This window comes from Marinobacter sp., assembly GCF_041984545.1.
GTDB lineage: Bacteria > Pseudomonadota > Gammaproteobacteria > Pseudomonadales > Oleiphilaceae > Marinobacter.
On record NZ_JBHIXV010000003.1, the window covers coordinates 147,374 to 160,944 of the forward strand.

Consider the following 13,571-nt stretch of genomic DNA (forward strand, 5'->3'; position numbering starts at 1 on the left):
CCAGCGCAGCCTCTCAATGCCGGGCGCGCCGCACCCGCAGGGCGAGCACTTCCAGACCATCCCGCAGGGTGTTGAGCGTCCAGTAGCTCACCAGGGCCATCAATCCCGCGCCAATCACGGTAAACGCCAGGTTTTCGCCGACGACCTGCTCCCGGGCAATCAGCAGGTACACGCCCAGGGCTAATACCAGGGCAACTTCGACGAGGGCATGGGAATGAAATTTTCTGCGTGCTAATCCGGGGTCTTCGGACATGATGTTCGGTTTCAACCTCTGAGCTTGGCGATTTAAAAATGCTTAGGGTGCGAATTATCGCCCGAACAGAGCCGGAACGCAGTACGAAGTACCGGCTACGAGGTTTCCACTACGCAAAAAAAACGCAGCCCAATGGGCTGCGTAGAAAGGAGAGATCCATCAACTGCCTGGCGCGGCAGGCAGTCGGGATTGCACAACGTAAAACACGTGACGCTGCAAATTATGGCAAGCCGTCCGAACACCGTCTGTAGGGGATTGCCGAAGAGCGCGGCCTATTGCAAAAGGTCAGAGAGCCTATACACTGAGAGTCGAACCGAAACACCAGAGCCGATATGACCAGAATGATTCCACAGAGCATTGTTTACGCCACAGCAGGCCGCCGCGCAGCGCAGTCTGTTCGTGCCATGGTGAAAGACATCTAACGGCTTTCGGTCAGTCCCGGGAGCCTTCGCAGCGACCGGGCCAGCTTCTCCGCGAAACCCCGGTTGCCTTCGGCTCCGGGGTTTTTGTTTTTGCAGCCGCAAAACGACAAGGAGAACATCATGAGAAGACATCCGACCACTCGCGCAGCGAACCAGCCCATGACCAACCGCCAGGGCCCGATCAAGCGTCCGGAAAAGCTGCCGCTGCTGGATGCGATCTGCAAGAAACTCAATCAACGCGTCAATTTGGATGACGAGCAGCGGGTGCTGGGCGTGTACGAGCGGGGCTGGATTTTCAAAGGGGTACTGGGCAACCTGAACGACTCGGAAGCGCGGTATGTCCGGGCCCTGGCCACCCGTTACAACTCCTGGATTGCCAAACAGGTCGCCTGACGCTTTCGCTCAGGCATCAAGAGTCTGAACCGGTCAGTGGCGCCGGTTCAGGCCCTGCATCAGCGCCATGTCTCCGCCGTGCACCATGGCGTAATTGTTGACCACATCGTGAATTTTCTCCTGGGAATAGGGTTTCACCACATAGCCGTTGGCGCCGGCACTGATCGCCCGCTGGATACTTTCGATGGAATCGTCGGCCGTCACCAGCACGATGTGCTGCTGTTCCCGGGCAGCCTTGAATTCCCCCATCAACTCATGACCATCACCGTCCGGAAGACCCAGATCCAGCAGAATAATGTGGTATTCACCGGCAGCAAAAGCCACCCTGGCCGAAGCCGCATCCACGCATTCCTTCACCTGGGTGGCGCCGGCCTCATAAAGCATCCTCACCAGCCGCTCCCGCATCAACGGTTCGTCTTCCACAACCAGTACACTCAAATCTGTCATTGAGTCACTCCTGTCAAACTGTTGGGTCATTGCCCGTGCGGCGCGGCAGGTCGAGCGGCACCGGGCGATTCCGGCCTGCATTCGTCTGATCTCGCTCGGACTCTGGCTCGTCGGAGTCGGCAGCGGTGGCATGATCACCGAAGCGAGTCAGCAGATTACTGATACTCACGGCCGTGGTATAGAGGGAGATGGCAATGATCAGCAGGACCGGCTGGACGAAGGTGACAAATCCCGGCACGTCCGTGCTTCCCAGAATACTGAGGATCAGAATAATGGCCGGGCCCAGCACCAGGAACAGGGTGAGGGCAATGAAGAAAACAATCCGTTCCTTGTATCGGCCCAGATCACGATTGGTGACCAGTCCCAGAACAAACTTGCCGATGGCCAAGCCGGCGAGAATGGCCGCCGCGATGCTCAGGTCCGGTCGCAACAGGGCCTCGTAGAGACGTCCTTCCCACAGGCGCTGCATCCCGATCACCAGGAACGGGAAAAGCACGAACAGGATGTCCGCGTAGGTTCCGTACATCATGCTCAGGGACTGGTGTTCTTTACGTTCCGGCAGATCACTCATGGGCTGGTTCCTTGGTTTTCCTGGCGCCTGTCAGTTTCGGGTCTCGGCCGCCGCCAGGGCACGGTCTATCATTTCACCAAGTCCGGCAAGTTCGCTGCGAACCCGGTCCCAGTCTGGCTCGGTGGCTTTCAACAGCCCTTCAAGCTGGCCCGCCTGGCGGGTCATCAGCGGATAGCCCATGGCGCCGGCTGTACCCTTGATCTGGTGGGCCTCGGTTTTCAGGGTGTTCCGGTCACCCCGGGCCAGCGCCCGTTCCATGGTGGCACGGCGCTCCGAGAGACCGTCCAGAAAACGGGCGATCAGGTCCGCAATTTCCGCGTCTTCGTCGCTGGCGTCCGACGCATCCAGCATGGCACCCAACAGACGATCGAGCAACGAGGTGAGATGGGCCTGGTCGATCGGCTTGTTCAATACACCGTCACAACCGGCCTCCAGCAGGGCATCGATCTCCTGCTGGTCACCTGCGGTAAAGGCGATGACGGGCCGCCGAAAACCCGCCTGGCGCAACAACCCGGTGGCGGCAACGCCGTCCATGCCCGGCATATGCCGGTCCATGAGCACCAGATGCACGGTATCCGAGAGGGCCGTTCGAACCGCCTCCTCGCCGCTGGTAACCGAGACCACTTCCAGGCCCTGCCGGCGAAGCATGCGTTCCACCAGCTGCCGGTTATCGTCATTGTCCTCGGCCACCAGAACCCTGCCCTGGTAACGCTTGGGCGCCGCTGAGGGGCTCTCGGGGCTGACCGTCAGGTACCTTGCCAGGGTCTCGTAGAAGCGCTGTTTATCAATCGGCTTGGCCAGGTGTTCATTGCAGCCGGCCAGACGGTAATCGGCAATGTCCTCCGACATCACATTGGCGGTGAGAGCAATCACCGGCGTGTTCACGCCGGCCTCGCGCAGCGCCGCGGTCGCATCCCGGCCATTCATAACCGGCATCTGGATATCCATCAGGATCAGGTCGAAACGCTCACGAATGGCCAGCTCGAGGGCTTCGGCACCATTGCTCGCGTGCACCAGTTCCGCGCCGGTGCGGGCCACCAGCAGGGAAACCAGGCGCCGATTCACCTCGTTGTCCTCGGCACAGAGGATTCGGCCGGACAGCGCCGGCGCCACCACCATGGGAATGGCACGCCGCCGCTGGCTCAACTCCGACGCGTCGCGCAGGAAGTGCACGCCGTCCAGAGCACCGGTCCGGATCGAAAGCTCGAACTCGCTGCCCTCGCCGTAGGTGCTGTCGACCCGGATACTGCCACCCAGCAGTTCCGCCAGCCGTCGCGAAATGCTCAGGCCCAGGCCGGTGCCGCCATACTGGCGGGAAATGGCGGCGCTGCCCTGGGCGAAGGGGTCGAACAGCCTCTGCAGCTGTTCGGGCTTCATCCCGATGCCCGTGTCCACTACCCGGGCCACCAGCCGCTGCTGGTCACGATCGCATCGCACAGCCAGGGAGATCGACCCTTTTTCAGTGAATTTCAGGGCATTTCCGCACAGATTGATAATAATCTGTCGTAATCGCGTGGGATCGGTCTGAATCCGTTCCGGCAGCGGATACTCGCAGACAATGCTGAAATCCAGCCCCTTCTCCCGGGCCCTCGGGGCGAAGAAGGCGCGGATCTCGTCCAGCAGTTCCGGCAGGTTGACCGAGACGATGTCCACGTCCAGTTTGTTGGCGTCGATCTTGGAGTGGTCGAGGATGTCGTTGACCAGGTCCAGCAGGTGGCGACCACTTCGCACCACCGTTTCGGCGCTGCTGCGCTTTTCCGGTTCGGTCAGATCCGTGTCCAGCAGGGTTTCACCGTAGCCGATGATCGCCGCCAGCGGCGTCCGGATCTCGTGGCTCATATTGGCCAGGAACTGACTCTTGGCCTCGGCCGAGTTGCGGGCCAGCTCCTTCTCCAACCGCTCCTGTTCACGCTCACGCTCGATCTTCTGCCGGTTGTGGCTCTCGGTGGCATCGATGCAGGTGCCTTCCAGATGGGTCGGCTCGCCGTCGGCGTCGTACACCGTGTGCAGGGAGATGGTGGCCCAGCGCTCGTCGCCGCTGCGGGTGCGGTAACGGGCCTCAATGCCCTTGACGGTTCCCCGGGCTTCCAGTTGCTCCACCACCAGCCGGCGTAGGCGCTCGTCGGCAATGCAGGTTTCCAGCACATCGGGATTATGCCGGAGCAGCTCGCCGCTACTGCTATAACCGAGCAGTCGTGCCATGGCCGGATTGGCCGTGACAAAACGACGCTCGGGGGACATCTGGAACACCCCTTCGATGGCGTTGTCGAAAAGGGACTGGTAGCGCTGCAGGTTCGACAGGGCCCGCTGGCTCCAGCCCAGGGCTTCAGCCTGCACCTGCTTGATCCGGTCGGCCAGAGCAAAGGAGAACAGGATGATCTGTCCGGTCAGACCGAACTGCGGTGAATAGTTGGTGAATGTGTTCAGTGGCAGCACGCCCATCACCGTAAGCGCGTAAATACCAAAGCCCACCAGAGCCAGGGTCCAGGCAAAAAAGTAGGATCGGGCCGCCGGATTGTAGTACCGCCAGGACAGGTAGCTGACAACGATCATGATCATACTGAGCAGAATGGAACCAACGACGATCCACTCCATGGCCACGTGATAAGGCAGGAACAGGGAGAGCACGAAGGTGACCACCACCGAATACAGGCACAGGCGGATCACCTGGTCCAGATCGTTGGAACGCTCCCGGGTTTCCAGCAGCGACCTCGCCATCAACAGGCCCCAGAACCAGGTCAGGATGATCTGGAAATGCAGGTATTGTTTGTCGAACAGGGCGGGTCGGTTCTCCAGCAACTGGATGCCATGGACCTGCTCGGTGAAGATGAACACGGTTGCCGACACCAGATAGAGCACGTAGTAGATGTTGCTGCGCTCACGAACCGACACCGCCACAAACAGGTTGTAGGCCAGGATGGCCAGCACGGCGCCCAGGAGGATGCCGCGCACCAGTTCGTCCACGGATACTTTTTCGATGTAGCTGTCTGGATGCCAGAGACTGATGGGAAGACGGAAGGTATTGGTGTTGGTGACGCGCAAGTAGAGCCGGTTCAGCGTTCCGGGCGAGACGTCCAGCCGGAACGTGGGGTTGGGCACCGCCAGATCGCGGTCGGCCCAGTTGTCCTCGTAACCGGCGCGGCGAACCTCAACCAGGCTGCTATCCCGCACCATGTACAGCGCCACTTCGTCAACCAGGGGCAGGGCCAGCTCCAGAATCCAGTCGTGCTGGTCGAGGCCATTGGCAGCCCTCAGATCCACGCGCACCCAGTAAGCGGATTCCGTGTATCCGAAATTGAGCACCCCACCCTGGTGAAGGGTAAATGCCTGCTCGCCCAGACTGCGCACCTCATCGAGGGTCAGGGTCTGAGCCGGATCCTCCAGATACCAGATGCATCCCCCCAGATTGCGGATGCTCCCGACCCCGTCGTCCAGCACCACCTCGCCCTCGCGACAGGTGTCGGCGGCGCCCGCCGGGATGGGCGCCAGTGTCGTCATCAGGAGCACAAGGGCCAGCAGCCAGTGGCTGGCCGCCGTGGGTGCCCACTCAAACCGTTGCCGCAAAATGTGATCTCCGCGAGGGTAGATGGCGGTTTTTTATTTTACTCTCTCAAGCCACCGGTGGCCGAGAACAGGATTCCAGCCCCGGAGATCACTTTAGCCTGTTACACCTGTTTTCGCATCCCGGGGCCTTACGAAATGAGACATTCCTGCACGTTCGCCGCTGTTTACGCCTCCCTGGTTGCTCTGAGCGGATGCGGTCTCGAGGATACGGGGCCATCCGCATTCAATCCCGCCACCGATGTGGACCTCACCTTTTCCAGTTTCGACCTGGAAAACACCGACACCGCGCCAGACAACCTGGCCAACACCCGCTTCTGGCATTTCTACCGGGGTATAGAGCCAGCCGACGACAACGCCGACGACCGTGAGACCGCACGGGAAATCCGCCGCCATATCGACATCTTCATCGGGGCCACGCCCAGCGAATCTGGCGCCAGCTACGTTCGGGTGCGCAACCCGCTGGATCTGATGAACCAGGTGCTGGCCTCCGGCGAAGTGACCAATTTCCAGGAAGGCAAACGCTACATTCGCCAGCGGATTGCCGACGGCGCCGGGGGCACCTACAACACCCGCGGCAACGGTGCCCAGATCCGCTTCACCGACCAGAACGCCGCGCTGGCGAACCAGCCCCTCAACGACCAGCTCTGGATCTACCCGACCCTGGACTGGCGGTACCTGCCCGAAGGACCAGAAGGCTCGGACCTGGACAACAAGGTATACCGCACCATCCAGTACGTCAGCCGCAGCGTTCCCGAAGAGCAGAAAGCCGAGCAGCCGGAACTGCTGAGCGTGCTGGCCGGTAGCCGGTTCGCCGCCAACCAGTTTGTGGAGCTGGGCTACAGCCCGGCGGAATTTGCCACGGCGGATTACCTGAGCCGCAGTTTCGGCAGTATTGAATTGCGGCAGGATTTCATTGCCGATAATACCGACACCCTGTTTATCAAGAGCGGAGACGCAGAGGTGATCGGTCTTGACCGCTACCCGGGCTACAGCGGGGCAGACAACAGCCCGGACTGCCTGAGGGTGGAACTGGACTACAACATGGAGCGGGTACGGATATTCGCCTCGGACGGGGAGCCGGCCCGCATCGACGACCCTAACTCTTCGGACGACCAGGACACCATCGCCAACCCTGATAACTGCACCAACCAGGAAGACGCCGATGCGGTAACAGACTGGGCCACCGTTGCCGTCACCGGACGCTAGTCGGCACCGCCGTTAAGATCCCAGTTCTGCAGGAAGCCTTTCTTCCGGTCGATCAACCGTTCGTAGGTGGAGATCATGATCGCCGCGTGCGGGGACTTGACCAGACGCAGGGTCTCGATACGGCGTTCCAGGCGTTCAACCTCGGAGCGGACCTGCTGGTGTACGTGATGGCGAACGCTGTCGTGGTGGTCCAGCTTGACTTCGCGATGTGCGCCAGGCTGTTCTGGCTGGGGGGGTGCTTGGGGCTTGTCCATTCGGCTTCTCGTCCATTGAGTCGTGATAGATCCCTTTCCCGTTTCGCCAGTCTGCACAACTGCCTGACAGACTGCAATAAAAATGAATAGAGTTTCACTTTTATTTCTGCGCCGGTACCGGTCTTTCTGTAATCCACACGTTCGCAGCCCTGCTATAGTTCCGTCTGGATCCAATTTTTTACCAGACAGGAGCTCCCATGACCCAGACCTCCGTGGCGGATACGCTCCGTGAATATTCGTCGCTGCTGGAACTGCTCGACGACGCCTACTGGGAGGCCAGTAGCATTCACCACAAGGACATGCTGTACGACATCATCAGCATCTTTAGCCAGGAAGTGGCGGAGATCAACAAACTGAGCATCCAGGATCACCACTACCCCTATGAGGTGATCACCGAAGGCATACGCCGCGTGGTTCCGAAACTGGAGCGGCTCGATGAAAACCGCGAGGACGTTATCCAGCGGACCCAGACCCTGACCGATTTCCGCGACATCCTGTCGTCGGTGCTGGGCATTCTGGAGGCCCAGCTGCGAACCCTGTGAGCCGCCCCTCTCAGGCGGCCACCAGGGGGCGCTGGTGTTCCGGAATCAGGGGAAACTGTTTGCCCACGGTGTAGACAAATTTCGCCAGCGCCGGCAAATGGTGCCCAACAATCGGAAAGCCGGTGTTGAGCAGGCTGACCGAGATGTCCCGGGCTGCATCTGCCCAGCACAGTTTGTTGATCAGCCCGACATGGCCGAAGGCGAACCGGCTCTGCGGGCCCCATAGGCCCACCGGGTTACCGCCGAGCATCATGCCCGCGCTGAAGCGCATGGGGATCATCATGGTGCGATCAATCTGCAGGGACCCGAACTGCTGGATGGCCCGTCGCACGGTGATCTCGCTGCATACTCGTCGACCGTTCCAGACCCCGCCGTTGAGCATCATCTGGAAGAACCGGCCCATTTCCTCGGCAGTCCCGCACAGGTTTCCGGCCGGGATGACCGCCTCCTGGAACCGGGGATCGTTGGTCACTGCTTCCACGGTGCGAATGTCGCCGCCAAGGGCCCGATTAACCACCCAGGATACCGGAAAGCGCGGCCTGGGCCCCGTGGCGTAATTGCTGGCCAGGTCGCCGAGATGCTCCGGGGCAATGCCATAGGTAAACCACTTCATACCCATGGGCTGGCGGAGGTGGCGATCCAGATAGTTCTCGATGCTGTCGCCGGTGACGCTCTCCAGCACCCGCTGGAGCACGAAGCCGCCGGTAATGGCGTGGTAGGCAACCTTGGCACCGTCCACCTCCACCGGCCGCGCGGCGCACAACAGCCGCCAGATCTCATCGCGGTTCCAGAGCACATCGATCGGGGTTTCCCGGGGAATGGCGGGGATACCGCCTCGATGGGACAGTATCTGATGGACGGTGATGGTGCGCTTGCCATTACTGGCAAATTCCGGGCAATAGTAGGACACCGGATCCATCAGATTGACCAGGCCCTGTTCCGCCAGCATGTGCATGAGCAACGCCGTGACCGCCTTGGATGCGGAGAAATAGCAGATGGGCGTGTCCGTGGTCATCGGCACCGGGACCGCATTGGCCGGGTCGTCGGGCCCATTGCCACTGGCGTGGCCAATGGCGCGGTGCAGCACCTGCTCTCCCCGGTGGCGGATCGAGATCTGGATGCCCGGATGGACACCGGTGCGGTACAGGCTCTGCACGCTGCTCCACAGTGCCTCAACCGTTTGCCCACTGATACCCACCGCCTCCGGATGCTCGCCGGCCGTGTCCCGGAAGGTCACGGCCTCGAGGTCGTCGGGCACACGGCAGGTGTGTAGTGCGTAGCGGGCAAGTCGATTCATGGGCAAGACCTTTTATTGGACGGATGTTTTCAGCCTATCTTTCATCTTACCGCCAAACTCTGCATTGGCCGAATCACAGGCACACGGGTGTCAGGGCTTCCACCGGGCCGCGTATCCGCATCAAGGTGCGTTTCTGAGCTGTTGATGCAAGTGGGCAAGGGCGACGCAATTCCGACCCCGATCCTTGGCCAGGTACATGGCCTTGTCTGCGGCGGCGCACAGGGCCGGTACCGAGACACCGTGGTCTGGATAAACAGCAATCCCCACACTGATGGTGAGGGGTACCGACTGGCCGTCACCCAGGGGCTGGGCTGAGGACGACACCCGCTTACGGAGCCGCTCCGCGGTCTCCCGGGCCTCTTCCAGATCCATCTCCGGCAGCACGATGACAAACTCCTCACCGCCAAACCGGCCGATGGAATCCACGCTCCGGACACTGCGCTCGAGCAGGCGGCTCACTGACCGGAGCACCGAGTCGCCGGCGGCGTGGCCGTAGGTGTCGTTGATGTCCTTGAAGTGATCAAAATCGATCCAGAGCAGGGCCATCGGACGTTGATAGCGACGGGCGCGCTCGAGCTCTTCTTCCATCACGCGCGACAATTCCCGGCGGTTGTAGAGCCCGGTCAGCGGGTCCCGTGTCGCCAGTTCCGACAGCTCACTTTCCAGGGCCTTCCGGTCGGAGATGTCGAGCACGATACCTTCCAGGATCACCGTGCCATTGTCCTCTTCCACGCCCCGGCCCCGTTCCCAGACCCAGATCCGGCTGCCATCCCGGCGGGTAAGGCCGTATTCCAGCGAGAAGGACTCACCACTGGCCACGGCGGCCTGTACGTCCGCGACCAGTTGCTCGTTGTCCTCGGCATTGATAAGGCTGGCGTAACTGACCAGGCGGTTCTCCACCAGGTCCTCCGGCTGGTAGCCGGTGAGCCGCGCACAGCCTTGCGACACAAACAGCATGGTCCACTGGGGATCGAACCGGCAGCGATACGCCATGCCCGGCAGGTTGTCCATGAGAACCTGGAGCTGCCGTTCACGTTTACGCAGTGCCTCACGCTGTTTGTGCTGGAGGGTCAGCAGCGACCGATCCTTGACCAGCTGACGCAACAGGACCACGAACAGAACCGCACCGGTGGCCAGCACGAAAAAGAAGCCCTTCCAGGTCTGGATCAGGGAGAGGGTTTCCGGGTCGGGAAACCAGGCCTCGACGGCACGATCGGAAAACGCAATCCACGCCAGGCCCGCCACCAAGTAGAGCAGCGCCGCCCATGTTGCCCTGCGGATGGGGGTCTGGTTATCGGTCAATCTGGTCATTCCCTGAGAGTTTTGCCGGGACGGCTCCATGAACGCACAGCCATCGGTGTTTGGAAGTTGGTGATGTACAAAAAATAGTCATAACGCCACACCAAGTCGAGGAACAAATTGCCAAATGTTGTTGAAGGACGGCGCACCTGTTTTAATTTTCAGTTTCCATCCTGCAAGGAGCCAGGCATGACCCCCGGTATCAATGCCGCCCGCAAGGCGGGCATTCACCACACCATTCATGAGTATGAGCACGATCCGGCGAGCGAGAGCTACGGCCTGGAGGCCGCAGAAAAAACCGGCGTGGAGCCGGCCCGTGTCTTCAAGACCCTGGTCGTCGCCATCGACGGCAAGGATCTGGTGGTTGGCATAGTGCCGGTTACCGGACTGCTGAGCATGAAGCTGATCGCCCGCGCCGCCGGGGGCAAGAAGGCCGCCATGGCGGATAAAGCGTTGGTGGAGCGCGCCACCGGCTACGTGCTGGGCGGTGTCAGCCCCCTGGGACAGAAAAAAAGGCTGAAAACCTTTATCGATGACTCGGCCCTGAACTTCGACACCATTTTTGTCAGCGCCGGGCGTCGGGGCCTGGAAATCGAGCTGGCGCCCCGGGACCTGGCGGGTCTGGTTGGCGGCGGCTTTTTTCCACTCCATCAGGAGTAGATCCGCGGCACAAAAAAACCGGACAACCGCCATGGCCGTCCGGTCTTCCTGCCCGCCGCCGGGACGTGACCCGGCGGCGTTGGCGAGAGATTACTTCACGGATGCGCGGGCATCCGAAAGAATCTTGTTGAACGTCTCGCTCGGCTGCATCACCTTGCAGACTTTCTCCATCGGCGGGTGGTAATAGCCACCGATATCCGCCGGATGGCCCTGGACCACGGTCATCTCTTCCAGAATCTTGTCCTTGTTGTCTTCCAGCTGCTTGGACAGCTTGGCAAAGAACTCCTTCAGATCCTTGTCGTCGTCCTGTTTGGCCAGCTCTTCCGCCCAGTAACGGGCCAGATGGAAGTGAGAGCCCCGGTTGTCCAGCTCGCCGGTGACCCGGGACGGGGACTGGTTGTTCTCCAGCAGGCGTTCGGTGGCCTTGTCCAGGGTCTGGCCCAGCAGGCGGGCGCGCTCGTTGTTCTGCTTCTCGCCCAGCTCGTCCAGGGACACGGCCGTGGCCAGGAACTCACCCAGGGAATCCCAGCGCAGGTGGTTCTCCTGGATCAGCTGCTGCACGTGCTTGGGCGCGGAACCGCCGGCGCCGGTCTCGTAGAGGCCGCCTCCGTTGAGCAGCGGCACGATGGACAGCATCTTGGCGCTGGTGCCCAGCTCCAGGATCGGGAACAGGTCGGTGAGGTAGTCACGCAGCACGTTGCCGGTCACGGAGATGGTGTCGAGGCCGCGGATCAGACGCTCCATGGTCCAGCGAATGGCGCGGACCGGCGACATGATGCGGATGTCCAGGCCTTCGGTGTCGTGGTCTTTCAGGTAGGTTTCCACCTTCTTGATCAGCTGGGCATCGTGGGCACGCTCGTCGTCGAGCCAGAACACCGCCGGCATGCCGGTAGCGCGGGCACGGTTGACCGCGAGCTTGACCCAGTCACGGATCGGCAGGTCCTTGGTCTGGCAAGCGCGCCAGATGTCGCCTTTCTCGACCTTGTGCTCGGTCAGCACGGTGCCGTCCTCGGCCACGATGCGGACAATACCGTCTTCCTTGATTTCAAAGGTCTTGTCGTGGGAGCCGTACTCTTCGGCTTTCTGCGCCATCAGGCCCACGTTCGGCACGGTACCCATGGTGGTGGGATCAAAGGCGCCGTGGGTCTTACAGAAGTTGATCACTTCCTGGTAGATGGTGGCGTAGGTGGACTCCGGCATCACCGCCTTGGTGTCCTTGAGCTTGTTGTCCCGGGCCCACATCTTGCCGGAGTTACGGATCATCGCCGGCATGGAGGCATCCACGATCACGTCGCTGGGCACGTGCAGGTTGGTAATGCCCTTGACCGAGTCGACCATGGCAATTTCCGGACGGTGCTCGTAGCAGGCGTGCAGGGCTTCCTGGATTTCTTCCTGCTTGGATTCCGGCAGCTGCTTGATCTTCTCGACCACACTGGACAGGCCGTTGTTCGGGTTCACGCCGATTTCGTCAAACAGCTCGCCGTATTTATCGAACAGGTCCTTGTAGAAAACCTTCACCGCGTGACCGAACACGATCGGGTGGGAGATTTTCATCATGGTGGCCTTCACGTGCAGCGAGAACATCACACCGGTGTTCTCACAGTCGGCGATGGCGTCCTCGAAGAACTTCACCAGGGCCTTCTTGCTCATGAACATGCCGTCGAGCACTTCGCCGTCCTGCAGCGGCAGGTCGGACTTCAGGACGGTCTGCTCGCCCTTCTTGTTCTCGAACACGATGCGGGCATTGGTGGCCTTGTCGAGGGTGACGGACTGCTCGCTGGAGTAGAAATCGCCGCCGCGCATGTGGGCCACGTGGGTGCGGGAAGCCGGGCTCCACTCACCCATGGAATGAGGATACTTGCGGGCAAACGCCTTGACGGCCGCAGGGGCCCGGCGGTCGGAGTTACCCTCACGCAGCACCGGGTTGACGGCACTGCCCAGGACCTTGGCGTAGCGGGACTGGATTTCTTTCTCTTCGTCGGTTTTCGGATGCTCGAGGTACTCGGGCACCTTGTAGCCCTGCTTGTTCAGCTCCTTGATGGCGGCACGAAGCTGGGGAATGGAAGCAGAGATGTTCGGAAGCTTGATGATGTTGGCATCAGGATCTTTGGTGTACTCGCCCAGTTCGGCCAGGGCATCCGGAACCCGCTGATCTTCCTCAAGGTAATCCGGGAAGTTCGCCAGAATACGCGCCGCGAGAGAAATGTCGCTGGTCTCGAACTCGATGCCAGCCGGCTTGGCGTAGGTTTCCAGGATGGGAAGAAGTGACCGAGTCGCGAGGGCTGGGGCCTCGTCGGTCAGCGTGTAGACAATCTTGGCTTTGGATGATGTCATTTTCGTCCTCAGGCTAATGGGTGGGTTCAGGACGGTCATGGCGGGGTCTGACGTCTTTTGAACGTCCGACCTGAGCAATGACTGATTGGGAACTTTTGATAGACCTACTAAGATACCATTTTTTCGTTAATTTTGGTTACGATCTTAGTATAAGAACGGACTAAAAATGCCGGATCTTCGGTTACAAGACGATGAAATGGCGGGAATTTACGAAACTTTCTAACATCAGACATTCGGGTAGAGCGACAGAGGAACCCCTTTCCAAAACACGCTCCTTGCGGCACATCCATGTGACGCTTGGGCTCCGCCATCCCTGGCTCCGCACAGTT

At 60.7% G+C, this 13,571-nt stretch carries 12 protein-coding genes; 4 read left to right on the forward strand and 8 right to left on the reverse strand.

Annotated elements, in window-relative coordinates:
• Positions 1–13: 13 nt before the first annotated feature.
• Complete coding sequence (locus tag ACFC20_RS02530; protein WP_375191615.1) at positions 14–253, reverse strand: hypothetical protein; 240 nt, start codon at positions 251–253, stop codon at positions 14–16.
• Between the two features lie 542 nt (positions 254–795).
• Between ACFC20_RS02530 and ACFC20_RS02535 the strand changes: the two genes are divergently transcribed.
• On the forward strand, positions 796–1,068 hold the full coding sequence (locus ACFC20_RS02535) for a hypothetical protein (protein WP_375191616.1): 273 nt from the start codon (positions 796–798) through the stop codon (positions 1,066–1,068).
• A gap of 33 nt (positions 1,069–1,101) precedes the next feature.
• Here the strand turns inward: ACFC20_RS02535 and ACFC20_RS02540 are convergent, their stop codons facing one another.
• The 3 genes from ACFC20_RS02540 to ACFC20_RS02550 are packed head-to-tail and all read right to left on the reverse strand — an operon-like array spanning position 1,102 to position 5,584.
• Entirely contained in the window at positions 1,102–1,515 is a 414-nt protein-coding gene (locus tag ACFC20_RS02540; protein WP_375191617.1) for a response regulator, read from the reverse strand.
• Between the two features lie 13 nt (positions 1,516–1,528).
• Complete coding sequence (locus ACFC20_RS02545) at positions 1,529–2,086, reverse strand: hypothetical protein (RefSeq protein WP_375191618.1); 558 nt, start codon at positions 2,084–2,086, stop codon at positions 1,529–1,531.
• Positions 2,087–2,116: 30 nt separating this feature from the next.
• Positions 2,117–5,584, reverse strand: coding sequence for a response regulator (locus tag ACFC20_RS02550; RefSeq protein ID WP_375191637.1), 3,468 nt, complete (start codon positions 5,582–5,584; stop codon positions 2,117–2,119).
• Between the two features lie 201 nt (positions 5,585–5,785).
• Between ACFC20_RS02550 and ACFC20_RS02555 the strand changes: the two genes are divergently transcribed.
• Positions 5,786–6,856 carry a hypothetical protein gene (locus tag ACFC20_RS02555; protein WP_375191619.1) on the forward strand — a complete coding sequence of 357 codons (1,071 nt, stop codon included), beginning with the start codon at positions 5,786–5,788 and terminating at the stop codon, positions 6,854–6,856.
• Here ACFC20_RS02555 and ACFC20_RS02560 read toward each other — a convergent pair.
• Positions 6,853–7,110 (reverse strand): hypothetical protein, encoded by a 258-nt coding sequence (locus ACFC20_RS02560; protein ID WP_375191620.1) that lies wholly within the window; start codon positions 7,108–7,110, stop codon positions 6,853–6,855. The genes ACFC20_RS02555 and ACFC20_RS02560 overlap by 4 nt on opposite strands.
• A 197-nt stretch (positions 7,111–7,307) precedes the next feature.
• On the opposite strand from ACFC20_RS02560, the gene ACFC20_RS02565 reads away from it, so the two are divergent.
• Positions 7,308–7,652: a hypothetical protein gene (locus ACFC20_RS02565; RefSeq protein WP_091989469.1), complete on the forward strand. Its 345-nt coding sequence runs from the start codon at positions 7,308–7,310 to the stop codon at positions 7,650–7,652.
• Between the two features lie 10 nt (positions 7,653–7,662).
• Here the strand turns inward: ACFC20_RS02565 and ACFC20_RS02570 are convergent, their stop codons facing one another.
• Positions 7,663–8,949, reverse strand: a complete 1,287-nt coding sequence (locus tag ACFC20_RS02570) for a serine hydrolase domain-containing protein (RefSeq protein ID WP_375191621.1) — start codon at positions 8,947–8,949, stop codon at positions 7,663–7,665.
• 120 nt (positions 8,950–9,069) lie between these two features.
• On the reverse strand, positions 9,070–10,260 hold the full coding sequence (locus ACFC20_RS02575; RefSeq protein WP_375191622.1) for a GGDEF domain-containing protein: 1,191 nt from the start codon (positions 10,258–10,260) through the stop codon (positions 9,070–9,072).
• Between the two features lie 177 nt (positions 10,261–10,437).
• On the opposite strand from ACFC20_RS02575, the gene ybaK reads away from it, so the two are divergent.
• The gene (gene ybaK, locus ACFC20_RS02580; RefSeq protein WP_375191623.1) at positions 10,438–10,908 is read left to right on the forward strand and encodes a Cys-tRNA(Pro) deacylase; all 471 of its coding nucleotides are present in this window, start codon (positions 10,438–10,440) and stop codon (positions 10,906–10,908) included.
• Positions 10,909–10,998: 90 nt separating this feature from the next.
• Here ybaK and ACFC20_RS02585 read toward each other — a convergent pair whose 3' ends face one another.
• Positions 10,999–13,242, reverse strand: a complete 2,244-nt coding sequence (locus ACFC20_RS02585) for an NADP-dependent isocitrate dehydrogenase (protein ID WP_375191624.1) — start codon at positions 13,240–13,242, stop codon at positions 10,999–11,001.
• Positions 13,243–13,571 lie beyond the last annotated feature (329 nt).

Excerpts from the sequence above, each read along its gene's own strand:
- ACFC20_RS02540 (WP_375191617.1), bottom strand. The coding sequence starts at position 1,515 with ATGACAGATTTGAGTGTACTGGTTGTGGAAGACGAACCGTTGATGCGG.
- ybaK (WP_375191623.1), top strand. The coding sequence starts at position 10,438 with ATGACCCCCGGTATCAATGCCGCCCGCAAGGCGGGCATTCACCACACC.
- ACFC20_RS02545 (WP_375191618.1), bottom strand. The coding sequence starts at position 2,086 with ATGAGTGATCTGCCGGAACGTAAAGAACACCAGTCCCTGAGCATGATG.
- ACFC20_RS02560 (WP_375191620.1), bottom strand. The coding sequence starts at position 7,110 with ATGGACAAGCCCCAAGCACCCCCCCAGCCAGAACAGCCTGGCGCACAT.
- ACFC20_RS02585 (WP_375191624.1), bottom strand. The coding sequence starts at position 13,242 with ATGACATCATCCAAAGCCAAGATTGTCTACACGCTGACCGACGAGGCC.
- ACFC20_RS02535 (WP_375191616.1), top strand. The coding sequence starts at position 796 with ATGAGAAGACATCCGACCACTCGCGCAGCGAACCAGCCCATGACCAAC.
- ACFC20_RS02565 (WP_091989469.1), top strand. The coding sequence starts at position 7,308 with ATGACCCAGACCTCCGTGGCGGATACGCTCCGTGAATATTCGTCGCTG.
- ACFC20_RS02555 (WP_375191619.1), top strand. The coding sequence starts at position 5,786 with ATGAGACATTCCTGCACGTTCGCCGCTGTTTACGCCTCCCTGGTTGCT.
- ACFC20_RS02530 (WP_375191615.1), bottom strand. The coding sequence starts at position 253 with ATGTCCGAAGACCCCGGATTAGCACGCAGAAAATTTCATTCCCATGCC.
- ACFC20_RS02570 (WP_375191621.1), bottom strand. The coding sequence starts at position 8,949 with ATGAATCGACTTGCCCGCTACGCACTACACACCTGCCGTGTGCCCGAC.
- ACFC20_RS02550 (WP_375191637.1), bottom strand. The coding sequence starts at position 5,584 with ATGACGACACTGGCGCCCATCCCGGCGGGCGCCGCCGACACCTGTCGC.
- ACFC20_RS02575 (WP_375191622.1), bottom strand. The coding sequence starts at position 10,260 with ATGACCAGATTGACCGATAACCAGACCCCCATCCGCAGGGCAACATGG.